This window comes from Shewanella woodyi ATCC 51908, from assembly GCF_000019525.1.
Lineage (GTDB): Bacteria > Pseudomonadota > Gammaproteobacteria > Enterobacterales > Shewanellaceae > Shewanella > Shewanella woodyi.
Genome location: NC_010506.1, coordinates 1,111,257 through 1,136,827, shown reverse-complemented (window position 1 = coordinate 1,136,827; position 25,571 = coordinate 1,111,257). Strand labels below are relative to the sequence as shown.

Here is a 25,571-nt window from a genome sequence, read left to right as displayed (position 1 = left end):
AAAAATAGAAGAGTAATAGCGCAAAGTTGACGCCTAAACGTCAACTTTGCTCATTTTTTTATAATGAATCTAAGTACTTTTGCGCACCCGCATGCAGTGGGACACCTTCGAGGCGATTGGCGTTAGCCGGCGTCGTCATCTCAGCGGCCTTCACCACTTTGCGCACCTGTTCGATATTCTCAAATGCCGATTTCGTTAGGTTATAGGCCATCTCATCACTCATCTTGGCATTCACCACTAACACATTCCAAACACTCAATGTTGGCACTGCAGCCACATGATTGTAGGTATCAGCTGGAATGGTGTAACTGCTATAAGCGGGGAAGGCTTCAATAAAAGCGTCACTCTCCTTTGCAGAGATAGGTAGGATATTCACCTTATGGGTTAGTGCTATCTGAGTGACGGCGCCAACACCTTGACCGCCAACGATAAAGCCCGCATCAATCTGGCCATTGGCTAACGCGTTGGTGGTTTCTGAGTAGTTAAGGTACACAGCATCAATGTCCTTTTTCACATCGATACCGATAGACTCAAGCAGGGCCGCCGATGTTACCGCTGTTCCACTGGCAGGCGCGCCTAATGAGATACGCTTACCTTTAAGATCTGCCAGCGAGGTAATGCCAGATTTATCTAGAGTTAAGGCATGGACCAAGTTAGGGTACAGTGCAAACAGGGTTTTTACGGGTAACTTACCCTTAAACTTCCCCTCCCCCTTATAGGCATCTAACACCACATTGCCCATGGCAATACCTGCAATCATATCACCACGTACCACCTTAATGGTGTTCTCTACCGACGCCGCGGTCACCTCAGCCTTCACATTGACATCGGGCACCTGCTCAGACCAAACCTTAGCTAATGCACCGCCAAATGGGTAGTAAACCCCACTCTGCCCACCTGTTCCGATAGAGTAATTTTCGGCACTGATAACTGACGAAAAAGCAAACAACAGTGTGAGTGCAAACATGCGATTAAACATAGGTTTCCCCTTAAGATGTAGGATATTTTCTTATTAGCAATTACTGATAGCTTTTAATAAAAACCTTTAATTATTAGTGGTTTTATTCTTCAATTTCGCACTGATATTCACTTAAGGACAGGTCAAAGTCAAGGTATCGAATAGTCTATTTAGATAGGTTAATATGACCAGTTATAAGAATAATAAATCGACGCCAGAGAGATGAAATGATCAAGACAACACTCGATAGACGCCAACTGATTAAAGCACTTGCCGCAACGGGCCTACTTAGCCAACTTGGCAGTTTCTCAACATTTGCCGCAGCGCCTAAACGCCTCTATGTCGACGGTTTATGCTTTCTCCCCGACGAACTATCGGATTTAGCCGACTCTAAAATCGATGCTTACCTGTGTGATATCTCTGATATTGAAGCGATAAAGCAAAGCGACGGCACCACCAACTATAAACGCACCTATAACGCCTGCATGAAGAGTATCGATAAGGCGCTCACTCGGGTAAAACAGAATCCAGACAAGCTTATCTTAGGAGAGAGTGCCGCCGATATTACCCGAGCGCATCACACAGGAAAAACCGCTGTTTTCTTTCAAATTCAGGGGGCCGATTGCGTCGAGGAGAGCATAGGGTCAGGGCTCAATCAAGTTGATGAATTTTTTGATAAGGGTCTGCGGGCACTACAACTCACCCATCACTATGGCAACCTATTTAGTGGCGGAGCACTGGATAACGCACCTTCATCTGACGGCGTAAATCAAGGGTTAAACAAGCCACTAACGAGCGCAGGTAAAGCGTTAATCGAGAAGCTTAATCAGAAGCAGATCTTAATCGATGTCAGCCACTCGAGTCCTCAATCCGCTTTAGACACAGCGAAACTGTCAAATGCCCCCATAGTACAAAGTCATGGCGCCGTTCGCGCCATCGTCAATCATGCCCGCTGCTCACCTGATGAGGTGATAAAAGCCATTAGCGACACAGGCGGCCTGTTCGGTGTGTTTATGATGAGTTTTTGGCTGACCAACGACAAGGTGCCAACAACTGAACACTACATGGCACATCTAAAGCATGTGGCAAAAGTTGGCGGCATAGATGCTGTCGCCATCGCCAATGACTATCCGTTACGGGGACAGAAGAACCTGCTCAAACTCAATAACGATAATAGCGAGGGGGTCAAACAGTACTTAGATTGGTGGCACAGCTTACGTGCTAAAAATGTCCTTGGTTACGAGATAGAACCTGTCCATGTGGTGATCCCAGAACTCAACCATATCCAGCGTATGGAGCGTATCGATACAGCCTTGGCGGACACAGGATTTAGCAGCAGTGACAGAGACAAAATCATGGGCGGCAACTGGCAAAGAGTGCTAAAAGCGGTATTGAGCTAGGAGACTTTTTATCTATTTATTCTCGTTTCAATATCGTTTTTAGCTTTTGAACTGTTAGTTTCACCTCATATTGTTACTCTAATTTTATCTATAAACAGCCTAAAATAGCATCGAGTTGAAATGAAAAAATTAATTAGTTCAATTATCTTTCTGCTTTGTTTTTTCACCACTCAAGGCTTTGCAGAGATTCTGCCACTAGAGTACTTTGCTAAGCCTGCACAATTCACTAGCATTAAGCTCTCCCCTAACGGCAAGTACTTTGCAGCTACAGTACCAAAAGAGAATACCAATGCTCTTATTGTTGTTGAACGTAAGAGTAATAAGAGACTTATCGCCTATGGCTTTGGCCATAATGAATATATTGGTGACTTTTACTGGGGCAATAATGAACGTTTGGTTTATACCAAAAGTTACAAAAAACAAGGTTATGAAAGAAAAGGTTATAAAGGAGAGATATTTGCCGCCAATATTGATGGTAGTAAACGCACTCAGCTATATGGCTTCAGCAAAAGTGAGGGTAGCTCTAAGCGCGGTGAGATAGCCTCTAAACGTGGTGAAAGAGCCTGGGGCTATATTGTCCAGATGCTCACCAATGATGACAAACATATTCTAATCCGTTCTTCAAAGTGGAACACTGACAGAGACGCTCCAGATAAACTCTATAAGATTAATATCTACAATCAGAAAAGAACTCGAATTGCTACCACGCCTCTAGGTAATATCAGCGTCGTTACCAATAGTGATGGCATTCCTGTTATTGCCAAAGGTAAAGATAGAAAAGGAAAAACTAAACGTTTCACCTACAAAAATGGTGATTGGCAGGAGATAACAAAAGATAGCCCTCTTTCAGGCTATTCATATAAATCACTAAGCAATGACGGAAAGCTGCTCTACATGAGTAAAGCCGTGAAAGGTGAGACATCAGGCTTATATGAATACAACTTTGAAACCAAAAAGGTAAAGTTGCTCTTCAATCATCCCGTTGTTGATATCAACGCCTATGTGCGCTCCCCCGATAGCAGAAATATTATTGCCGTTGAAACAATGATGGACGGCATGAAATACCACTACTTAGACAAATCACCTTTTGCACTCATTCATCAACAGATAGCAGCAAGTTTTCCCCAAGCAGATATCAGTATCAGGGCAAACAGTATTCATGATGAGGAGATGATAGTAAAAATCATCACAGACAGGAACCCTGGTGACTTCTACCTCTTCAACCAGAAAAAGAAGACACTAGACTACCTATTAAGTGCCAAGCCCTGGATCTATCCAGAGCAGATGCAAAACAGGAAGCTTATCCATTTCGATTCCCGTGATGGCCAGAAAATCCATGGCTATCTGACTTTACCAAAGCCCAGTGATAAACCCCACCCTCTCATTGTCGATGTTCATGGTGGTCCTTACGGCCCTATGGATAAGTGGCATTACGACAGTGGCGCTCAAATGTGGGCTAACAACGGATTTGCCGTGCTGCAGATAAACTTTAGAGGCTCGGGTGGATATGGCAAAAGATTCAAAGAGTCTACTTACTTAGAACGGAGCACAACGATCCAACATGATATTATCGATGGTACTCGCTGGGCTTTGGGTTTAAAAAACATTAGCGATGATAAAGTTTGTATCACTGGTGGCAGTTTTGGTGGCTACTCTGCATTGATGTCCGCGCTCATGGAGCCTGAACTCTACAGATGCTCTATCCCTATGTATGGTGCCTATGATCTGGTTTATCAGATGAAACATGCTGACTATATGGATGGCAGTTCAGTCTCAATCGGTGCGATGGAAAAGTATGGTGATAATGAGGAGCACTGGCGAAAAGAGTCACCTCTGACTTATATAGACAAGCTAAAAACCCCATTAATGATAGTCACTGGGGGCAGAGACAAACGGGTTCCCCCACAAAGCGCATTACACCTTCAAGAAGCACTCGACAAACGTAATATCAGCTATGAATGGCTCTATAAAGCTAAAGAGGGACATGGCTTTGTTAATACTGATAATCGAGTTGAGCTTTACCAAAAAAGTCTGGCCTTTGCCCGTAAACATATTCAATAACAGATAGGGTATTGGTCACTTAACTGGTCTTTATAGCTCATATAGAAAAAAGCTGGCACTATGGCTCTCAGTTACCTGCCAGCGAGAAGCCACTGAGTTATGCTGACCACTCTAGCCATTCAAAATTACCGCTCCCTACGTGAGATCCGCGTTCCACTGGAGCGGCTCAATCTGGTCACAGGAGCCAATGGCAGCGGTAAGTCTAACCTCTATAAAGCCCTTCGATTACTTGCACAAACCGCACAAGGGGGCGTGGTCAATGCACTGGCTTTAGAGGGAGGACTGGATTCCAGTTTCTGGGCTGGGCCTGAGACCATCAGCAAAGGGATGCGCAGTGGTGAGACGCCAATTGAGCCGACTGTTCGCCAACACGCTAAGCGCTTAAAACTGGGGTTTGCCAGTGACGAGTACAGTTACCTTATTGAACTTGGCTTGCCTAAACCTGACTCCACCACTCTGTTTGGTTTAGATCCGCAAGTGAAACGTGAGGCTATCTGGGTCGGCAATCGATACCGCCCAGCATCGGTATTAGTTGAAAGGCGTGGACCCTTAGTCAAAAGCCGCGCTGAACAGAATAAGCAAGCTGGCTGGGAAACCTTAAATCTGCATATGCAGCACGGTGATAGCATCTTTACTGAGCTTGCAGATCCTGAGCGAACACCTGAGGTGATAAAACTGCGTGATAGTATTCGCGCCTGGCGCTTCTACGATCACTTTCGTAGTGACAGTGATGCCCCTGCACGTAAAGCTCAGCTGGGCACCCGAACACCTGTATTGCATCATGACGGCCGCGATCTAGCTTCAGCGATTCAAACCATCTTTGAGGTAGGTGATAAACAGGGATTCAATGAAGCGGTCAGCGACGCCTTTCCTGGAGCCCGAGTTCATATTGGATATGAATCCAATGGCATGTTAACGGTTCAATTTCATCAAGAGGGATTACTCAGGCCATTAAACGCGGCAGAGTTATCCGATGGCACCTTAAGATACCTATTGCTGGTAGCAGCACTACTAACCCCAAGACCCCCAGAGTTAATGGTCTTAAATGAGCCAGAAACCAGCTTACACCCATATCTGTTGCCAGCGCTTTCACGTCTTATAGCCAAAGCCTCTGAGCATTGTCAGCTCTGGGTCGTCTCCCACGCCAATCGGCTTATCAATGCACTTAATGAGTTCGAACACTGCAACTTAATTGAACTGGATAAGCAGTTAGGTCAGACTGAAATTCTCGGACAAGATATCTTAACCACGCCCAGTTGGCATTGGCAGAGTCGCTCATAAAGTGACTAGTCCCCTCCTTTAGCGTGGTCTTTATGACAACAAGTGTGTTTTAATGTGCTCTCACCTGTATCAATTCGTAACCAGAACTGCGAGTGAGTCACACTCTTAATAGGAAGAAAATTTTTACCTCGATGTATTTAAGCTCAAAGAAACAAAAAGGCTTTACCTTAATCGAACTCGTGGTTGTGATTATTATTTTAGGGATCTTAGCCGTTATCGCCCTTCCGAAATTTATCAATCTCAATAAAGAGGCCGACTCTGCGCTGGTCAAACAACACATGAGCGCTATCCTTGCTGGCAAAACCCTATTTCACAGTAAATGGAATATAGATCAACAGCCAAGCACAGCTTTCTCTATCTATCAAAGTACGCCCAGCGAACTTGGATTCCCGGCCGGCGGCGATATCCTAGATGAAGCATTTGAAAGTGATTGCAGCCTTATCTGGCACGATATGGTTGAAGATAAGGAGCCGCTAAACTTTATCTCTGGTAGTAACGGATGGCAGAGTAGCCATGTTAAAAGTGAGTGGTCACGAAATGCAGGTGTGCTCCCCCAGCTAGGTGAGACCCAAGATAACTACTGCCACTTTGTCTACACTGGCGGCTTTTATAACGGCAGTTTCAGTGGCTTTCCTGATGATAGGCTCCTTACAATCCAATACAATATCGTTAGCGGAGAAACCAAGTTACTAAGCTGGCCCTATTCACCTTAAATCCTTTTAGACTGAACTGAATAAAAGCCGTTTGAATAGAGTTAGCAATGAAAGGGTTCACTTAACATCGTACTGAGTTAACTGCTTTAATGGGGAGAAATGATAAACACCACCATTACCAGTAAAGCATTGACTTAAATAACTAAAGTCGATTTTATTTATATTGTTAGCTTTCAACAAGACACTGTTTTTAGCTGTGATACCCTGCATTTTATAGCTGATCACCGAGGTCAGCTCCTTAGCAAAGTCTTGATGGTTATAGTGATCATAGAGTAAAGGCAAAATCCACGCGCCCTCGAAGATATGGCCTCCAAAGCTCACACCCACACTCCTATTCTCTATGTATGATCCTATCTCTTTAGTCCAATCAATACTGCCGACAATAGCCTTATCCATTGTTGCTTCATAGTCTGCTAAGGCATTTACTACAGCCATAGCAATATGGTCACTAGCAGCCCAAAATAGATCAATATCTTGATGACGCCTTACCAACCTGCTCGCCATGTACTGGGCTTTACCTGGCATCCACTTAGCATCAACTAGCTGTAATAACTCCACATCTGGACTTAATGCTAGTCTCTGCATTAACCCCTTCTCTCTTAATTGGCCTACGACCCCAGTACGATCACCATTAACAGCAATGAGCTTAACGGCATCTGTACTGTTTTTTGCGGCCAGCTGAATCAATCGATCGGCTAGCTGATAACCGGCATCAACCTCATCCGGTGAAATATGCCCTATCCAATAGGGATACCTCTCTCTTGGAAAGCCCAATGTTGCAGTCATTTCGTCAGAGAGCGGCACATTAAAGGTAAATAGAGATATCTTCTCTTGGGAGGTGAGCTCAAGTAGCGTCTTCTCTAACCCCTTAAAAAATGGAGTCACTAAATAATCAGGCCTTTCACTGCTCGCTAAAACACGATTTAAATATTCAGAATAATTAAAACGCCTACTGTCCGATTGCTTTAAATAATGAACATCTAGGTTAATCGTTAACTGCTCTGCTGCTAACTTCATATGCTTAACGATGTTTTCCCAAAAAGTACTGGTTCTATCCAGTGGCATTATAACCATCACCCTTGGGGCAGCATGCTTATTCGAGCAAGCGTCAGCACTCGATTTAAGAATAGGTACTTGGCTTTGCAATACGTCAGAATGCGCATATTCAACTGAATGTAAAGCAGGCTCTTTTGCAGGTAAATCAAAAGCTAATAAACAAAAAAGACTAAAAGCAATAACCCTAAGACCTAGCAACATAATTAACTACCACCTCGCCCACGAAAAAATTTTAACCCTAATAAAAGTAGTGTAATTAGAGTAACATCTTTAACCGTGAATAATAAGCAATGAATAATGTATTCAAACTTAAGGGGGATTAGACCTTAAAATTTTGCCTTACACGTTTCCCTCAATCATCCCTTTTTTCTCAAGTAGACAATCGATAAGGAACTTAGCTAATACCCTTATCCGCGGGGTCTCTTTCAGATCTGGATGGGTTAACACCCAAAGAGCAGAGTAATCCGTGTATTGCTCTGAAAGCCGCACTAACTCTTGCTCCTGTTCAGCCATAAAGCAGGCTCCACGGGTAAGGCCATACCCAGCAACAGCCATCAGGTGGCGAGTCATAATGTCATCTGAACGTATACCTATCTTGAGAGTTGGAAAAGGAGAGTCTTTTATCCACTCGGGCGACTCCTCCTGCGCATCTCGACCAATCCAGCGACGTTCATTTTCAAGAGTATTGGTTAAATAGTTTTTTTGGGCGTAATAGCCCAACCTAATGGTACCAATACAGCGACCAACCAAGTGTTGAGGGGGATTATCTGTGCCGCGAATTACAATATCAGCATCGGAGTTATCTAAACTTAAGAGCTCAAAAGAGGCGTTAATATTCAAGCGTATTTTTGGGTAGAGCTGTTGAAATCGCTTAAAATCATCGAGTAGCAGGTATTGGAATATTGGCGGAGGAACAGATAGGTTAATCTCACCAGACATATCCTCTGCACTGGCACGTTTTTGTCTCTCGCTTGAGATGGTGATCTCTTCGATTTGAAGCGCCGCGCTAATAAGCTCATCCCCTAAAGGAGTTGAACGGTAGCCCAATGTCGTCTTCTCAAACAGCTCCCCACCAGCATCCTTATTCATCAACACCAAGCGTCTGGAGATGGTTGAGTGATTAACATTCAAGCGCTCAGCTGCACCACGTAGGGTGCCAGAACGATGCAAAGCGAGTATGAGTCGGTAGTTATCCCAATCTTTCATTGGTGCATATTCGCACCACTAACTCGAAAAGTAAATCCAATACCGCACCAAAAATCCCTGTTAGGCTGTATATAACTTCAACAACTAGCAAGGTTTTAATGCGCCATGAGAATTAATAATAAAAGCCTCATCCCCCATACAATGCTATTAACCTTATCCCTTGGGTTACTCGCCTGCACAAATAATGTTTCCTCCCCCAAAAGCAGCCCACAAACAGGTGTTACACATAAAGAAACAAGCATTAACCTTTCTAAGGGGCAACTGTTTTCCCTCGTAATGCCAAAGAGAAGAGAAGCGGGTGAGCAAGCGCGGCAAAAATACTATAAAGAGGTCTTGCCCCTTGGTGAGAGCTTTGGCCTTAAGCGCGAAGCGCTACTCCAGATTGACGACACTTTAGTAGGCAATTTTAGTCCCGACGGATTAATCTTTTACTCTTGGCCAAGTAAAGCTGCTGAAAACAAACTTATTTCACATCAAGACTGGCCATCAATGAAACAGAGTCGCCCTCAAGGTTGGAATGAAATTAAGATCTATACTCAGGAGCTAGAGCGCGATCTCCACCTCACCTTCAAACCAGATAAACACTATACCTTAGCTGTTGCTTGGCTAAACCCAACAAACCCCAACGACTACCTTCAATATATGGACAACATAAAGGAGTCTGTTAACGAACTCGGGGGACGGTTTATCTACAAGATGAATAATCCAAATTTTGAAGCGCACGCTTCTCCCTTAATCGCTCCAGGTCAGCTAACTTTTGTCGAGTGGGATACCCCTGATGGCATCGCTAAATTCCAGCAATCCTCAACCTTCAAGCAGCACTCTCACTTGATAAAAAGCGGCGTCAATCGCTTTGAGCTATATAAACTTAAATAATCTTAACCAGAGGGGAGCACCTCCATCCCCTCATTTATCCACTACTCAAACGCGGATCTAGTGCAAAAGAACCATGGGCTAAACGCCGTTGGTTTCAGTTATGGTTTTTTTAGTGAGCACTCGTGTGAAAGTCACTTGAGATAGGTGCTATCTGAGTAATCATATAACCACTGCGGACGATAGACCACCAACAGAGTAATGGCCATCCCATTAAGCAGGGCTTCAGGAAACCCAAGCAGAGGGATAATCAGTAAATAGTTATCCCTTAAGAAAGCCCAGTCATAATCTGTGCTCAACCAAAGCCAAGCTGCCCATAATAGGATATGAAATACGATAGATAGGAAAGCATTAATAAACGCTCCACCAAAGATATACACAAAAAGATGATGCGGTAAGTATTTAAATATTTGGCTATAAACTATAAAGCAGAGAAACAGAGGTAGGTTGATACCCAGTAGGCCATAGATGGCAAAATCAAACGGGCTTTTAATCACAAAGATGGTAAAGAAGAGTACTGGAAGGATAGATATCACACTTGCCATTCGCCAACCGTACATCAGCATCAAGGTCACAAGACCAAGAAAATGAACATGTATCCCTTGGGTGACATTGGCATTAAGTAACCAGAGGGCATTTAAAGCAACCGATGCTAATAAAATCTGTGTCTGTTTAGCCTTATCGGTAAGCAGTGCCTTAAACTCATCAGACGGCCAGATAAGCCAAAGCCATAACAGGAGTAGCCCCATAAAAATCAGCTGTTCAGGGCCAGAATTCCAATCAAGTTCATTCACTGTTCGAGCTAAAAAGTCCTTCATACCCTCTCTCTGGGATAAAAATACTACTCTCTAGCTATCTGTTTACATAAAAAATCCAGCGCTGTCGAATATTAGCGCTGGATAATTTAAAAATAAGAGCTTAAAAGTAATACCAATCAGTATCACCTCCCATTATTGCTCACTTAGCGGGACCACAGCCACATACAGAGCCCGCACTCCGATTAACATTAGTCCAATTTCCATCCCATTTTAAGAAACTGGCCGTTCCTTTACAGGTTCCCTGCTCTTTGTCGCTTTTACCTGTCACGCCGCATATCCCAGCGGCTTGTTCATTACTGGCGATATAACTTGAGGCTGTCACATCGATATGTTGACCTTGACCAATCTTAATATCTTTAAAAGTATGGCTCAGGGCCTGAGTGGTAATATTATTCTTTTGCGTCTCTGCAGTTCCCTGATAGTTATGGCAACCAAAACAGTTACTAGCAAACTGACTGTTGAGATTAACATCTTGATAATCAGTTTCTGCAACGCTATTGGCTAGACGTAGTGAGCCACGCTCATTGGGTACTCCAACACCACCAGAGCTTTGAGCAATATCACTCACCCAAATGGCTCCAAGATTAAAATAGTTAGTGAGCACTTTCATCGCACTTGGGGTGCTACTGTCAGCCAACTGATTAAGTAAGCTTTGATTTTGACTGAGAATATCACCTAAGTTTTCGGCGGCATCACGATCACCTTTAGCGGTACCATATGGATGAACACGGCAGATATTGGTTGGTGTACCAGTAGGAGATGTTAACCCAGATTTAGGGTGGTTAAAGTTACACTTATCCCCTTTTGCCGCAGAACCTGGTAGGTCTTGAGTGCAAGTGTTATCTGCAAACATCCATGCCTGCTTTTTCTGCGCAGCCGATGCATCACAATCTGGAGAGTTAGTCTTATGCTCATAAGTTGCCCAGACAAACTCAGGGTGATCTTCAGTTGCAATGGCGATATGCATACCTAAAAGGCCAAGCGTTTTCATCTTTCCTGAGATTAACTGCTCCTGAGTAACAAACTGACCCGATCTCACTTCAGCGGCACTCAACACTTTCCATGCAAACTTTAACTCTGTCGTTCCTCCCGGAAAATTATATATTCCTTGCTGTTGCATCTCAGTCGCGCTTCCAGTCAGATCACAGAGCGCTTTATTAAACCTCACATCATAGTAAGCCACATTGCCGTCTTGAGCATAGATGGTGGCATCACCGCCAGCTTGTCCAGTTGAGATAGAGGACTGCTCCAAACTAGTGAGCAGTGTATGGCCCGTGATCTCTTTATCACAGGAGTTGCCAGGGCTATTATCTCCGTTATATTCAAGCACTGGGTAATTAGCATTGACCTGAAAGTTTCGTTTACCAGGTTTATCTAGTGATGGTGACATCAGATACAGGTAAGCTTGGGTTGAAAAGCGGTAAAAATCACAGAAGTTTGAGGTGTTATCTTTATTACTTTTATCAACTTCTGTTGGTAAGGAGGGCGCTGTCAACCAACTCTTTTCTACTGGGCAGTTCCAGGTGTCAGCCGAAGCAATCAGTGAAAAACAACTACTAAATACCAACAAGCTAGCCAGTGATAGATGTCTATACAAGTTACTCATTTTATATTCCTTATAAATAAAGAGGTATAAAACATTAACCCTGTCAGACGACAATTAATATTACATGCGATTACACTTAACCTTAATAGTAATAAATAAAAAGGCTTATGCATCACTGCATAAGCCTCTGTTCTCTTTATGAGATTTAATTAGATAGAGAAGATAATTACAATTGAGGCGCTAACCCCTTAACTGTTAACCGCTGTTTTCTCTTTAATTGAAGATGACAAAGTTCAATGATTAAACCAAATGCCATGGCAAAATAGACATAGCCTTTATTAACGTGAATATCAAAACCTTCAGCCATTAATAAACCACCCAATAGGACTAAAAATAGCAGTGCTAAGGTTTTAAATCCTGGGTGATCGGTTATCAAATTATTAATTCTGCCCGCCACTAAAATCATCACTACCGCCGATGACAGTATCGCAGCAACCATAATGGGAACTTCACTTGTTAGTCCCACCGCAGTGATCACCGAATCCATGGAGAAAACCGCATCGACCGCTACAATCTGCAGTAACACCACCATGAGTCCAGTTCGAGCGTAGGTCGAATGATTGGTTTCCGATTCAGTTAACCAAGACCAGAGCTCTTTCAAACTCTTTGCCAACAGGAAGAAACCACCGAAGATCATAATAAGATCACTGCCGGTAAACGACACCTCTCCCAGCCCAATAAGGGGCTTAGTTAGTGACATAATCCATGCAATTGAAAACACTAAACCTATACGGGCAACAACGGCTAAGCTGATCCCAAGATTTCGAGCCAGCTTTCTCTGCTCTTTGGGTAAGCGTTCACAAAGAACCGAGATAAACACCACATTATCGACACCGAGTACCACCTCTAAAGCAAACAAGGTAGCAAAAATAACCCAGGTTTCAGGTAATAGGAAGAGTTCTAACATAGTAGGAGTAGCTCCTCGAACAAGGAACCAGTTAAAAAGTAAAGTCGACTACCAGGGCCGTCCATTTAGGTTTGTTACCTCCAAAATTAATAGTGGCACGATTACACCACCAATATTTTGTTTCCGCAATATGTGTTAATCCCTACTGTTTATCAAACCCATTGATTTTCAACAAACAATCTAAAAAACCAAAACAACTTGAAATTAAATCCTTTTAAAACATAAAGATAAAATCATTAACTAAGAAGATTAAACGCAGATTAATTTATTTTTAGAATAGCTGATAGCTTAATTTACTAATCCATTTTTGATGATTATGTCGCCTAGTTCTCAAAGTCTGCGAGAGAAGCTTACCCAGAAATACTTTTTAAATTAGTATGAGCGACTTTTTTATTTTAGCGACTCAACTCAGCATGAAACTCCTCTCTATTGCAGCAGGCTTAATCATCTCAATAAGTTTAAGCGGTTGTATTACCTTTCCAACCGATCACTCCAACCAAGTAAAGGTACTTTGGGATGACCCAGAAACAATCAGCCAATGTGAACATAAAGGTACTGTAATTGGTTCTCAAGGACACTTTTACGATTACTGGCTTCATGCGGATAGAGATATGGTCTGGGGAACACTCAATGAGATGCGCATAAAAGCCGCAAAATTGGGGGCTGATACTATCTACCTCTATCGCCCATTAGGCTTTACAGGCTCCGTTACTATGATGGCTAACGCCTATCAATGCGGCGAAAATAAAATTGAATCTATGCACCCCCCTAAAATTTAAAACCTAAAACGATATAGCGACTAGAATAACTCTATACCCATCTGTTTAAATTTGAAGCTTAAAGGATTTGGGGTTAGCATGGGTTGTGCGGTTAATTTCGTTATTTCTTAACTAGTTTTAAGGGGATTTTATGTTAGGTGAAGATCACTCTCTTATCCACGAGTTTCCCGAGTATAAAGATGCCATTGCGAAACTTATTCAAAGCAGTGACACTTTTGCAAATAGTGTTAAACAATACAATGCACTCGATAAAGAGATCAGGGAACTTGAACTCAATGGGGCTCCCATCGATGACGAGGCCATGCATCAACTAAAGCATGATAGAGCTGTGTTAAAAGACTCTCTGTATCAATGTTTAGCGCTTGATAACAGATAATAAGAGTATATAGAATCCGCTAAAACAGATAAATCTTGCTATCTGTTTTAGCGTTTATGCTTGAGATCTGCATAGTAAGTGGGCGCTATAATGATATCAACTGGTATTACTTCCGTAGCTTGATATACAGCTCTCCATCGCGCACTTGAAGATCTTCCACGCCGTCGGCAAAACTGTTCCAAAAGCCACTATCACCGAACTCCCCCACTAGATTCACATTTTTCATATTCCCAAGCCAAGCGTTAGGAATAGGGACACCCATTAAGCTGACCCCAACTAAGGCAACAACTGGTCGACGTGTATCATCGAGGTGGATATCGATACCGGCATTAACCCTCAGTATCTGACCAGGCATGATGGGGAAATCTTCAGGAATTGGGACTAAAATCTTAGCGCTGGCAAGTTCATCGGAGAAATCAATAGCGACACGACGGGCGAAGTCTGGATTATTTCCTATCATGGCGTTGACCTCCTTTTCACTAAAGGTCACCTGACGATCACCATCTAACTCTCGATATGGCTCAGGCATTAACTCATCGACTTCAGATACTCTCTCCTTAGCAATGCTCTCCTTGCTTCCTTGTCCATTCGAACTCGCTTTCGATGTAGAACTAGTATCGGCTTGCCAACCAAGCTGACTCAGCTTTTTGTCTAACTTCGACTCCTCTTTAGCATTTAGCACTACAGGTGTTAATTCAGAGGGAAAAACATAGGTACGAATAATAAAAATAGTTATCCCCATGGTGAGGAGAATCGTGATCAGAATAATCAGCAAAACCTTCAGCCCAGATAACCCTCGCTGAAAGCGCTGCGCCGCCACCCTATTGCAAAGCAATGCTCCCATCCATTTCCCTCTATCTCAACTCAGTCATTAACACTATGGTAACCTTGCCACTGAAGAAAGAACAGGGAATACCTCTGCATCACTCCTTCCCCTTGAATAAGTTTGCCAAAAGCCACTGTGAGTCGGTAGCTTATCTATACTCACAGTGATTACTGACACTCACTCAATAGCTGTTGAAAGTGAGCACCTAAATCTTCGCTGGCAAACTCTCGACTCGAATCAGCCATCTGCTGTAGATGTTCCAGCCCTCTCTCTAATCCTTGAGCTGCAATGATCTGTTTTGCATAAGCCGCCGCATCGGCACCTTTTTGTAAAAGACCAGAGATATTTTCTAGACTAAAATCTTGCTCCATTAAACCTTCTAGTTCACTAAGAAGCTCTGCAATCTTGGCTGACTCGACTAAAGCGCCCTCTACATTAACCAGCTCACCAAGGGGATCCATCTCCAGTTTACTGGCAACACAAGCGGCAACACTGCCCACTTCGGCACCGTTTGCTACCGCTTCAATGCCTTGACTGCGGATCTGTTCAATCACTTGCTGTAACTGCGCATTTTGGGCTAACCAAGCTTGCTCTAACTGCTGTTTTTCATCGCCATCAAAATAGCCACAGCCTCCCAAACCAAACGTAAATAGAGCGGGTACGACAAGGCGTTTAAACTGCATGATTTCATCTCTTTAAGTTAAGAAGTAACGTTAGTGCGATTATATCAACATAAGCTAACAGCGACTTTTAATCTTAGTTAATGTGGGATGAGCAAGAGCCCTTTAGAAAAAGGCTGAGGAGCGCTGAAGAGTAAGAGAGGGAACAGTTTATCTTTGTAGAAACATCTCTACCTTATTTTGCAGAACGGCAGGTAAAACGGGCTTAGTCATATAATCATCAGCACCTAACTTTAATGCAAAATCTTTGTCAGATGTTTCAACTAAACTACTGATCACTATCACTGCTATATCAGCTTTACTGGGATCGGCCTTAAGGTGTTTTAACACTTGATAGCCGTTAACATGGGGCATGGTGATATCGAGCAAGATAAGATCAGGTGTTTGGGTATCAATAATATCTATTCCACCATCACCAGAGTTAGCTGTAAAAACTTGATGATCATCACCTAACACAGCAAGCAATAACCCAGTACAAACGGGGTCATCATCAATTATCAATATTTTAGCTCGCTTCATTTAGACACTCTCAGCTCTATAAATACTGCCTTTATTGTATCCAAAACCACCAAGAAAGCTAGAAGCCGGCCACCCATAGCTAGAGAACGGGAATATATGTTGCATCCTTAGCTAAAACTCACATAAAGCGCCGCTATTGCGGCTTTTAACAGCACTTAATAGAGATAAAATGATATCTGGATCGAATAATTGTTACCATTTGATAGCGCAGTCTTGAGCTTGCGGCTAGTGTAGCCGCCCTTTTGACTCACTAGTATTAATTATGAACATAAAACAACTGGTAGCTAAGCTTTTAGTGACCACTAGCTTACTTGTCACAGCTTGCCTAGCTCAAGCTGATGATCAGATCACTTTAGGTCGTACTATTTTATTGGGTGCGGGTGATCACGGCGCAAAAATCCCATTACTTATCTGCCGTAAAGCAGATGCATTAAAGGTCAGAGCCGAGCGCAACCTGAACCTTGAAAAGATTATTGTCACCTTCAACAACGGCAGCACGAAAACCATCAGCTTCTATCGCGATCTGAAAAAAGATCAAGAAACACAATGGCGCGGATTCGGTTATAAGCGCTGTGTTAAAAAGTTAGAGGTCTTTGGTAATTCAGACGGTTCTAGAGCTGGCGTTAAAGTACTTGGTCGCAAAGACTAATACCCAGATGAAACCTTAAGGGAGGACCACTAAGCGTACCTCCCATATATTATCACTCAATACACTCTCCCAAGCGTTATTCCCCCTCTTAGCATTAACACTCTTTACGCTCTCCCCTCATAAAGCAGCTCATTTTAATTGATTTTTATAAGGCCAATATCACGGCTTACGTAAATTAAGCATAAAGAACAAAACCGATTATCAACAAAGATATAATTATTTATATCTACTTGAAATAGCAGCCTCTTAAACTAAACTTGCCTTACAGAAAAATAGAACAAGATACATTTATCAAATTTAAGGTTAGTTAATATTACTAAGGGATAATTATGCAGGGACGCATGAAAACAATGGAATTAGTTTCCGATTTTGATGCCATAAAATTCAAAGATCGTCTGACAACCTCAATGTTATTACAGATGGCGATCCGCCTTACTTTTATCGTGATATTAGTCGCAGGAGCAACTTACTGGCACATAACAACAATATATGAGACTCAAGTTGTTGAAACACTTGAAAAGTATATTAAAGAGCGTAGCGATAAAGAAAGTTTAATATTCGAGCTCGCAGCTGAAAACCATCAAGTATTTAAAAATAATTTTATCGACGCTTTTAACAGTAATATAAATGTATCTGACAACGAATTTACTCAGCGCTTTATCACTCAACAAGATGGCACCACTAGATTACAAGCTGAAGCATTTTATGGATTAAGTACTGCACAAGGTGATCAGCTTAAAAATCTAACTGGATATATTGGGAGCCAAGCTCCTATTGAGGATCAAACTTTCAGAAATAAAGTCAATATCTCCTACCATCTATTGGCTCAATATGGTCCCGCTTGGACCAACCGCTTTGAAAGTCTCTATGTTGCCATGCCTGAAAATGTCGCACTACTCTACTGGCCAGAATTACCTTGGGGGTTGGACGCAGAACCCCAACTAGATATCACTAAAGAGCAGTGGTACACCATAGCCACTCAGGAAAACAATCCCCAACGCTCCCCAGTATGGACAGGACTATATTTTGATAAAACCGCTAAGGATTGGATGGTTTCTTTGGAAACCCCTGTCGATCTGAACTCCCAGCACCTAATTACTATTGGACATGACATTTTACTGGTCGATGTGATTGACCGGATCATCCATGACAAGCTAGAAGGCACCTACAACTTTCTGGTCAGTGTCGATGGACAGATTATCGTGCACCCCAATGATGAAAAGATCATGAAAAGTGGCGCGAATGAACTGCCCACCAGCACCCAAAACGACCCTCACCTCAAATCAATGATAAATAAGATAATCACCGCAAGTCAGCAGACAGATGAAAACGTACTCATTAATTTTGATGAAACTGAGCAAGCCTGGATGGCGATCGCTCGGATTAATGGACCAGATTGGCTTCTAGTTACCGTATATCCCAAAAAGTTAGTGATCACAGCCGCTCGTTCCACAGCGCACTTTGTACTCATCATTGGCTTACTGTCTCTGATTGTTGAGATGTTAATGCTCTACTTTGTCACGCTAAATAAAGTCGTCAATCCACTAAAGATGTTCGGCCGAGCATCGGCAGAGATAGGACAGGCAAATTACCAACTCGTTGCTCGCGGCGATCTGGAACTACCTAGCCATCGAAAAGATGAAATGGGCATCTTGGCCAATGTGTTTAAGTCTATGGCTGGTAGAATTTTTGAGTACAGTACCACTCTTGAGCAAAAAGTATCTGAGCGTACTTCAGAGCTGGTGGAGTCTCACAAGAGAGCCGAAATCGCCAGCAAGGCAAAGTCAAACTTTCTAGCCCATATGAGCCATGAAGTTCGAACACCGATGAATGCCATCATTGGCTTAAGTCAGTTAATGCTAAAAACCAGTTTGGACAAGCGCCAACGTGACTTTATGGAGAAAGTTCTCTCCTCCTCAGATGTATTGCTAAATACGATTAATGATGTTCTAGATTACTCAAAAATAGAAGCCAATAAGCTCACACTCGATGAGTTTCAATTCGATTTAAGGGATGTCTTGCGCCGAGTAACCAATATCAGCGCCTATAAAGCCCAGAGTAAAGGAGTTGAACTCCTTCTCGATGTCGACGAAAAGGTGCCATTTCATTGGATAGGCGATCCGACACGTCTAGGACAGATCCTCATTAACTTGGCCAGTAATGCAGTCAAGTTTACTGAAAAAGGTGAAGTGGTTATTCGCGTTAAGCTGCTAGAACAACAAGGTCAGTTGAGCACTCTTCGCTTTAGCATCATTGATACAGGAATAGGGATCGATCATCACAGGCTCAACCAGCTATTCTCTCCATTTACTCAAATCGACTCCAGTATCACCCGAAAATATGGTGGAACAGGACTGGGTCTAGCAATTTGTCGCCAATTAACTGAGTTGATGAATGGCAGGATCTGGGTCGATAGCGAGATAAACAAGGGGAGCCAATTTCATTTTACCTGCAAGATAAAGCCAAATAATGGCAGTAACAGTCAGCGCTGGCCTTCATATAATAAATTAAAAGGGATGCAGGCCTTAGTGGTCGATGACAATGCCATGGCCAGAGAGGTGCTCGCCGATATTCTCTCCTCCTTAGGGATTGAGGTGACAACGGTTGCAGATGGTTACGCCGCACTTGATGAGCTTGAATCTGCAACCAGCAGTGATAGCCCCTATGATGTGGTTTTTCTGGATTGGAATATCCCAGCAATCAATGGAGTCGAAACCGCCAAGAAGATTGAAAACAATATTAATATCAAGCCGCCTGTCGCCATGCTAATGGTCACCGCATACGATGTGGACAGGGTAGAGACCGATGCCCATCAAGCCAATATTAAAAAAATAATCTCAAAGCCTGTCGATGCCTCAGGGATCCATGACAGCCTAGCTGAGATCTTCTTCCAGGAGAAGATACCTCGCCCCACAAGCACCAACAGAGAGCTCAACCTATTAGGCAGTTTAGATCTCAGTGTTCTGCGTGACAGCCGCATCTTAGTCGTTGATGACAGTGCGCTCAATCGTGAAGTGGCAAGGGAGTTCCTTGTGGATGTAGGAATCAAGGTGTCCACCGCCTCCAACGGAGAGCAAGCAATTCGCATGATTAAACAAGCCAATTACGACTTGGTTCTGATGGATGTACAGATGCCAGTGATGGATGGTTTAACGGCAACTCAAATTATTAGGGAAGATAATCAGTATAAACAATTACCTATCATTGCCATGACCGCACATGCGTCTCCTGATGATTATAAGAGAAGTTTAGATTCAGGCATGAACGACCATTTAAATAAACCCATAGATCACCAGCTTCTATACCGCACAATTACCCGCTGGATAGATGCAAGCGCAAGCATCAATCAATTCGATGCTGATGAACCAGATAGCTACCTCTCCTTCAGCGAGCAGGATAAAACCAGTGAGCCAACCTCCACAGAGAAGGAAGATACTTTCCCAATAGAGCTTCCAGGATTCGATACATCGATAGGATTAAAACGTCATAATCATAAAGCGGATCTTTACCTCAGAATGCTTAATTTATTCTACAAGGAATACCGCAATATCGAGCAGGAGATCCGAGAGGAGAAGTCTCAAGGTAACTTTACCTACTTACATAGACTCTTCCACACCATTAAATCCTCTGCAGCTAGCTTAGGCGAAGCCACACTATCTGAACTAGCATCTACACTTGAGAAGCTAATGCACAATTTAGCTGTGCCAGTCGACAAGGAGTTGGATGAAAAAATAGAGCAGGAGCTTGCCCTCTTTTTCACACAGTTCAATCATTCATTAGCTTCGCTAACGCAGCTACAAGTAGAGGAGAGCTCGACCATAACAAGTTCAGACGTGGATGACAGTAAACGAGTAAAACAACTCATTCATCAACTAAATGAACTATTAGAAGACGATAATGCAGCCGCAGAAAAACTCATTCATATGCTAAAAGCAACAAGTGCAACCAAGGACCACAATGACGCACTTGAATCAATTTTACTGGAGATTCAAGACGTAGATTACTTCAGTGCCAGTAAGAAATTGAAAATATTGGCACAACAGATAGGTTAATAAAGGAACAAGTCACATGGACGAATATCTCAACACAGGGTTAAGTATTAAAGATGTCAATGAGCCTCAATTTGTTATCAAGGAAGATCTAGATAAAATCTTAATTATTGACGATGCTAGAGACAATCGAGCACTATTATCAGAGCTATTAATGCCTGAATATAAAGTTCTTTTAGCTAAAGATGGCGTACAAGGTCTTAATCTTGCCTGTAAACATAGTCCAGATTTAATCTTGTTAGATGTGATCATGCCTGGCATCAATGGTTATCAAGTCATCAAATCCCTGAAAAGCGATGAATCGACAATGGACATCCCCGTCATCTTCATCTCCTCGAAAATATCAACTGAAGATGAGAAAATCGGCTTAGATCTTGGTGCCGTTGACTATATCACTAAGCCTTTTCACCCCCCAATTGTGCAAGCTAGGGTACGTAATCATCTACTGGGACAGCGTCACAAGAACCTACTTGAGCAACTCGCTCTCGTTGACAGCTTAACTGAAGTATATAACCGCCGATTCTATGAGTTAGATATTAGAAAGGTGTGGAGCGCCTGTAATCGAAACGACACTGAACTATCTATCGCCATGATCGATATCGACTTTTTCAAAAGTTATAATGATGATTACGGACATCTAAGTGGGGATAATGCCCTCCGCCTTGTCGCCAGTCACATCAAAAAACAGCTGAAACGTCCCCATGATGTCATTGCACGCTACGGTGGAGAGGAGTTTGCGATAATTTTGCCAAACACGAATGCTGAAAGTGCCCGTAACCTATTATCTAATATCTGCAGATCTGTCGAAAACCTACAGGTCGAACACGATTCATCATCAATCTCCCACTACTTAACCATCAGCGTTGGTGGCGCATCAACGATCCCCAGCAGAGATGCCGATCATGAGTCATTTTTGAAAGTTGTAGATGAGCATCTATACCAAGCTAAAGCCCAAGGAAGAAACAAAGTATGTTGGAAGGAGTCAAGAGAGTGAGCCTGCGTATAAATGGAGTGGGTGGAGTACTCATTTAGCCCCACCCCATCACAACAAGCCACTATCAATTAACAGATGCAGATAATAGCTCCGACGAGCTATCCAGCTCAGTTTCACAGTTCATATCAAATGCACCGGGCTGTGACAGATCTTCAATGAGGCTATCCAGTGCAGACTCTTTTCTATCCCATAAACAATAGAGATGAACGTACTGTCTGCTATAACTTCTCCCCTCTCTACTCACCAACTCTTTAGCCTCACATAATGAGTATTTAAACGTGATATCTTTATTGGTTTTACGCATTAAAATACTCAAAGAGAAATCCGATCTATGTAGCCATATATCAATCCCATCACGCTCCATGATCATATCCCCCAAAGTTTTTAATCTGGCGTGGAGTGATAATGCCATCGAAAGAGACTTAATCGCCCTAGCTTGCAGCTCCTTATAGCCGGTTTTTCCCAATAAAGACCATAGTGTCAAAGAGGCTAAACCATTTCTTGAACCTGCTAGAGTAGAATCAACAGCGCCGATATAACTTGGATGATTGGTTGTCGCTAAATACTTATGTTTACTCATGTAGATGCCACAAGGCGTTGGTGCACCTAAAAACTTATGGCCACTGGTCACAATCGAGTTGATATAAGGCAAGCTAAAATCAAATTCAGGAAATTTAAGTGAACACTCACTGCAATTTTCTCTATTCAACTCACCAGTTTTCATCGCCATATTTATAAAAGGCATAAATGATGCACCCAATGCTCCATCGATATGAAACCAGTAACCCTGCCTTACATCAACATCATGATTATCACCAAAACAGACTTCACGGTTAATCAGATCATACTTTATGAAGATATCCTTTAAGGCTCGATACACCCCAGGTATATCATCATAAGCCCCCTTAAACGTCGTTCCGTAGTTTAAGACAATTAAAATAGGGTGGCCTTTTTTAGCAAAAAATTCGACCAACAGACGAAGCTTCTCGATATCAATAGCGCCAGAGCCTATTTTCCCTAGATTTGCTTCTTCAATGCTAGGTTGTTCAGAGGGAACCTGCTCAGGCCAGTCCCCGCCTAACGGGCATTCATAGGGGTAAAATTCACTCCCTATCTCATAAAACGAGGGAATACTCATGGCATGAATAGCCTTAGTTAATGAGTAATGGGTATCTTCTGAGAAAAAAGCGATGGGTTTATAGTAGTTTTTATTACTGCTTCTGCGTTTTGGTTTCACTAAATGGTGATTATTTTGATCAACAACCAGTCGTCTTCCTGACAGGTAATCACGAGCATTTAACATAGCGTAAAGGTTGCCCTCTGTGCTCCCCATACTCAGTACATAACCCCAGTAACTATCTGGGTCTCCTGTATTTTGTGATGGCCAGTTAGCGCGCCATACAGAAGCATAAAAGTCCAAGACCGCACGTTCAGCAGGCTTGCTATTGACGGTGTAATAACCGTTAGTAAAGGGGTCGCCTAGATTATTAATCATGGTATTCATGGCAGGAAACAGGTCGCTATATTCAGTATTCACCACTAGCTGATAACCCAAAAAGTTATCTTGTTGCTGCTGAAGATAGCCCTGTAACACCTGTTGATTGGATACTTGATTTTCCTGTTGACCACGAGGTGGAAGCTGAACATAACACTCTTTAATCTGCTCCTGCTGTCCCATAAACTCCCTATTTTGTATCTGGTATATCACCGCAGGGTCGGCTGAAGGTGGGGTGATCATCAGCTCCCCCTCAACTGAGAATGCCATCTCAGGGATCTGGCTGATCCATGGCTCACCATTTATACCAAATGGAATTGTTAACTTTGTCTTCTTATCAATAAACATGCTCAATATTCCTTATTCTTGTAATATTCCCTTGTTAGCTACTGTTTATTAAATCTAAAACCTTCAGATTTAAGCTAGTTAAAAGCGTAGTAAAGCAAGTTTAAATTAGCAATTGAATATAGAAATATGAAAAATCTACTTTAAAGAGTGGTTAAGCTTCTCTTTATTAATATAATCTCCATGAGTATGAAGTAACTTGTTTAATTTAGGGGTTATTATATTTTGACAAAATGGACGCTCTGTATCTTTATAATAATAATTTTGCATCTCATCAGCAGATGGCTTAAACAGGTTAAATTGGTAAGCTTGTGTGATTAACCTTTCAGTAAACTCACTCTGCAGCACCATTAAAGCATCTGCTATCTCAGTCAGCTGCTGAGGTTCAATAGCATAAACACCACTTCGGTATCTGTCTCTCATCGAATGATTTCTAGTACTACTATGGGTATGCAGATGTATGTCGATGAGATTTTTTAGACTGATAAGCTCAGGGTTAAAAGTGACAATGACCCCTTCAGAAAACCAGTCATCCTCGCCAATTGAGGATATCCACCCTTGCTCAACGGCTTCAACTCCAATTAATGACTGAAATATCGCCTCAGTACACCAGTAACAGGTGCCGCTCAACCCCAGTTTTTCACTTCCCATCATGCTCCTCCCATATCAAAACTCAGATGCCCCTCTAATCCTTTTTTGACTCCTCCTTTCTCCTCAATACCTGCTCTTTTTGCATCTGTAGATATCGCTTTTCACTGACTACAGAGGTTAAAGCTGACGCTTGTCCATACGCTTTCACAGCCTCATCAAAACGCGTTAGCTTTGATAAGAGTTCCGCTCGTGCCGCATGAAATGGCTGATAAGCAGACAAGGAGCGAGATAGGGGCTCAATTTTATGTAAGCCATATTCCGCCCCATAAATATAGGACTCAGCGACAAACAGATTAAGCAATACCACATCATTGGTTTGGCATTTAAACAGCAGCCGATACATCATCACTATTTGCGGCCAGTCCGTGCAGCTAAACGCCTTCGCCTCACAATGTATGGCCCCAATGCTTGCCTGAAGTTGATATGGACCTAACTGACCCAACTCCAGTGCACGCTCCAAACGCTCGCAAGCATTCGCTATCAACCCTCTATCCCATAAATCACGGTTTTGTTGTGCTAACGGAATAAACAGCCCTTCAGCACTTTGCCTAGCGGTGCTTCTGGCATAGGAGAGCTGCATCAGCGCTAATAAGCCCTGAACCTCGGCATTGTTAGGCTGCAACTGAGATACTAACTCTGCCAAAAAAAGCGCCTCTTCACACAGATCTAATCGTAACTGTTCATCTCCCTGCTGACAGGCATACCCCTCATTGAAAATAAAGTAGATAACCTTAAGGACCGCTGCGATACGGCCATCGAGTTGCTCATGAGTTGGCAAACCATACCGAATACCACTTAAGCGGATCTTGCTTTTGGCTCGAGTGATCCTCTGGCCTATGGTTGCTGGTTTATCAAGGAAAGCTCGGGCGATCTCAATTGTTGTTAAACCGGCAATAAATCGAAGAGATAACACCACTGAGGTTTTCTCCTCAAGAGCTGGGTGACAACAGATCAACAGGAGCTTTAAACGCTCATCCGGCAGTGAGATCTCATCAAGCTCCTCTTCTGAGGTTGGCAAACTGAGCTCACTACTAAGTTCTTCACCAAGGCCTGATACGACATGTTGAAAGCACTGCTCTCGGCGAATATCATCAATCGCTCGACGACGGGCTGTTGTTAAGATCCATGCTCTGGCATTATCAGGAATGCCTCTGCACCATGCCCGCATCGCTAAGGCTTGAGCGTCCTGAAATGCCTCCTCACAACGGTCTAAATCACCAAATTGAGCCATCAAGGTTGCCATGATCCGCCCCCTATCCTCACGAACTAACTTCTCTAGTTGTTCAGATATAAGCTCAATCATCAGCTCAACCTTTCTACGTTAACAGA

At 42.8% G+C, this 25,571-nt stretch carries 23 protein-coding genes; 11 read left to right on the top strand and 12 right to left on the bottom strand.

What is annotated here, in order from left to right:
• Positions 1 to 58 precede the first annotated feature (58 nt).
• On the bottom strand, positions 59 to 979 hold the full coding sequence (locus SWOO_RS04325; RefSeq protein WP_012323488.1) for a TAXI family TRAP transporter solute-binding subunit: 921 nt from the start codon (positions 977 to 979) through the stop codon (positions 59 to 61).
• Between the two features lie 206 nt (positions 980 to 1,185).
• On the opposite strand from SWOO_RS04325, the gene SWOO_RS04320 reads away from it, so the two are divergent.
• From SWOO_RS04320 to SWOO_RS26430, 4 genes are all read left to right on the top strand, one after another.
• Complete coding sequence (locus SWOO_RS04320; protein WP_012323487.1) at positions 1,186 to 2,358, top strand: membrane dipeptidase; 1,173 nt, start codon at positions 1,186 to 1,188, stop codon at positions 2,356 to 2,358.
• Between the two features lie 120 nt (positions 2,359 to 2,478).
• Positions 2,479 to 4,419 (top strand): S9 family peptidase, encoded by a 1,941-nt coding sequence (locus SWOO_RS04315; RefSeq protein ID WP_012323486.1) that lies wholly within the window; start codon positions 2,479 to 2,481, stop codon positions 4,417 to 4,419.
• Positions 4,420 to 4,518: 99 nt separating this feature from the next.
• Positions 4,519 to 5,700 carry an AAA family ATPase gene (locus tag SWOO_RS04310; protein ID WP_012323485.1) on the top strand — a complete coding sequence of 394 codons (1,182 nt, stop codon included), beginning with the start codon at positions 4,519 to 4,521 and terminating at the stop codon, positions 5,698 to 5,700.
• Between the two features lie 131 nt (positions 5,701 to 5,831).
• Entirely contained in the window at positions 5,832 to 6,413 is a 582-nt protein-coding gene (locus tag SWOO_RS26430) for a type II secretion system protein (RefSeq protein WP_012323484.1), read from the top strand.
• A gap of 57 nt (positions 6,414 to 6,470) precedes the next feature.
• On the opposite strand, the gene SWOO_RS04300 is transcribed toward SWOO_RS26430, so the two are convergent.
• A complete protein-coding gene (locus SWOO_RS04300; RefSeq protein WP_195742856.1) occupies positions 6,471 to 7,478 on the bottom strand; it encodes an ABC transporter substrate-binding protein in 1,008 nt (335 codons plus the stop codon).
• 330 nt (positions 7,479 to 7,808) lie between these two features.
• Entirely contained in the window at positions 7,809 to 8,675 is an 867-nt protein-coding gene (locus SWOO_RS04295) for a LysR family transcriptional regulator (protein ID WP_012323482.1), read from the bottom strand.
• A gap of 105 nt (positions 8,676 to 8,780) precedes the next feature.
• Here SWOO_RS04295 and SWOO_RS04290 point away from each other — a divergent pair, with 105 nt between their 5' ends.
• The gene (locus SWOO_RS04290; protein ID WP_012323481.1) at positions 8,781 to 9,551 is read left to right on the top strand and encodes a hypothetical protein; all 771 of its coding nucleotides are present in this window, start codon (positions 8,781 to 8,783) and stop codon (positions 9,549 to 9,551) included.
• 24 nt (positions 9,552 to 9,575) lie between these two features.
• Positions 9,576 to 9,695, top strand: a complete 120-nt coding sequence (locus SWOO_RS26495) for an acyloxyacyl hydrolase (RefSeq protein ID WP_195742911.1) — start codon at positions 9,576 to 9,578, stop codon at positions 9,693 to 9,695.
• Here SWOO_RS26495 and SWOO_RS04285 read toward each other — a convergent pair.
• The 3 genes from SWOO_RS04285 to SWOO_RS04275 all read right to left on the bottom strand — a co-directional run bounded on the left by SWOO_RS04285 (position 9,683) and on the right by SWOO_RS04275 (position 12,879).
• Positions 9,683 to 10,366 (bottom strand): energy-coupling factor ABC transporter permease, encoded by a 684-nt coding sequence (locus SWOO_RS04285; RefSeq protein ID WP_012323480.1) that lies wholly within the window; start codon positions 10,364 to 10,366, stop codon positions 9,683 to 9,685. The genes SWOO_RS26495 and SWOO_RS04285 overlap by 13 nt on opposite strands.
• Positions 10,367 to 10,505: 139 nt before the next feature.
• Entirely contained in the window at positions 10,506 to 11,972 is a 1,467-nt protein-coding gene (locus SWOO_RS04280; RefSeq protein WP_012323479.1) for a hypothetical protein, read from the bottom strand.
• Between the two features lie 166 nt (positions 11,973 to 12,138).
• Complete coding sequence (locus SWOO_RS04275) at positions 12,139 to 12,879, bottom strand: TerC family protein (protein WP_012323478.1); 741 nt, start codon at positions 12,877 to 12,879, stop codon at positions 12,139 to 12,141.
• 377 nt (positions 12,880 to 13,256) lie between these two features.
• Here SWOO_RS04275 and SWOO_RS04270 point away from each other — a divergent pair, with 377 nt between their 5' ends.
• Both SWOO_RS04270 and SWOO_RS04265 read left to right on the top strand, forming a co-directional pair.
• Positions 13,257 to 13,658: a DUF4156 domain-containing protein gene (locus SWOO_RS04270; RefSeq protein WP_012323477.1), complete on the top strand. Its 402-nt coding sequence runs from the start codon at positions 13,257 to 13,259 to the stop codon at positions 13,656 to 13,658.
• A 130-nt stretch (positions 13,659 to 13,788) separates the two neighbouring features.
• Entirely contained in the window at positions 13,789 to 14,034 is a 246-nt protein-coding gene (locus SWOO_RS04265; protein WP_012323476.1) for a YdcH family protein, read from the top strand.
• A gap of 106 nt (positions 14,035 to 14,140) precedes the next feature.
• On the opposite strand, the gene SWOO_RS04260 is transcribed toward SWOO_RS04265, so the two are convergent.
• From SWOO_RS04260 to SWOO_RS04250, 3 genes are all read right to left on the bottom strand, one after another.
• On the bottom strand, positions 14,141 to 14,878 hold the full coding sequence (locus SWOO_RS04260) for a hypothetical protein (RefSeq protein ID WP_012323475.1): 738 nt from the start codon (positions 14,876 to 14,878) through the stop codon (positions 14,141 to 14,143).
• A 149-nt stretch (positions 14,879 to 15,027) separates the two neighbouring features.
• Entirely contained in the window at positions 15,028 to 15,543 is a 516-nt protein-coding gene (locus SWOO_RS04255) for a hypothetical protein (protein ID WP_012323474.1), read from the bottom strand.
• Positions 15,544 to 15,690: 147 nt separating this feature from the next.
• Positions 15,691 to 16,059, bottom strand: a complete 369-nt coding sequence (locus SWOO_RS04250) for a response regulator (protein ID WP_012323473.1) — start codon at positions 16,057 to 16,059, stop codon at positions 15,691 to 15,693.
• A gap of 262 nt (positions 16,060 to 16,321) precedes the next feature.
• On the opposite strand from SWOO_RS04250, the gene SWOO_RS04245 reads away from it, so the two are divergent.
• From SWOO_RS04245 to SWOO_RS04235, 3 genes are all read left to right on the top strand, one after another.
• Positions 16,322 to 16,708, top strand: a complete 387-nt coding sequence (locus SWOO_RS04245; RefSeq protein WP_012323472.1) for a DUF2541 family protein — start codon at positions 16,322 to 16,324, stop codon at positions 16,706 to 16,708.
• Between the two features lie 350 nt (positions 16,709 to 17,058).
• Complete coding sequence (locus SWOO_RS04240; protein ID WP_229377302.1) at positions 17,059 to 20,760, top strand: response regulator; 3,702 nt, start codon at positions 17,059 to 17,061, stop codon at positions 20,758 to 20,760.
• A gap of 16 nt (positions 20,761 to 20,776) precedes the next feature.
• On the top strand, positions 20,777 to 21,751 hold the full coding sequence (locus tag SWOO_RS04235; protein ID WP_012323470.1) for a GGDEF domain-containing response regulator: 975 nt from the start codon (positions 20,777 to 20,779) through the stop codon (positions 21,749 to 21,751).
• 64 nt (positions 21,752 to 21,815) lie between these two features.
• Here SWOO_RS04235 and SWOO_RS04230 read toward each other — a convergent pair whose 3' ends face one another.
• The 3 genes from SWOO_RS04230 to SWOO_RS04220 all read right to left on the bottom strand — a co-directional run bounded on the left by SWOO_RS04230 (position 21,816) and on the right by SWOO_RS04220 (position 25,545).
• A complete protein-coding gene (locus tag SWOO_RS04230) occupies positions 21,816 to 23,594 on the bottom strand; it encodes a pyridoxal-dependent decarboxylase (RefSeq protein WP_012323469.1) in 1,779 nt (592 codons plus the stop codon).
• Between the two features lie 135 nt (positions 23,595 to 23,729).
• On the bottom strand, positions 23,730 to 24,245 hold the full coding sequence (locus tag SWOO_RS04225; protein WP_229377297.1) for a peptide-methionine (S)-S-oxide reductase: 516 nt from the start codon (positions 24,243 to 24,245) through the stop codon (positions 23,730 to 23,732).
• 31 nt (positions 24,246 to 24,276) lie between these two features.
• Positions 24,277 to 25,545, bottom strand: coding sequence for an RNA polymerase sigma factor (locus tag SWOO_RS04220; RefSeq protein WP_012323467.1), 1,269 nt, complete (start codon positions 25,543 to 25,545; stop codon positions 24,277 to 24,279).
• Positions 25,546 to 25,571: the final 26 nt, after the last annotated feature.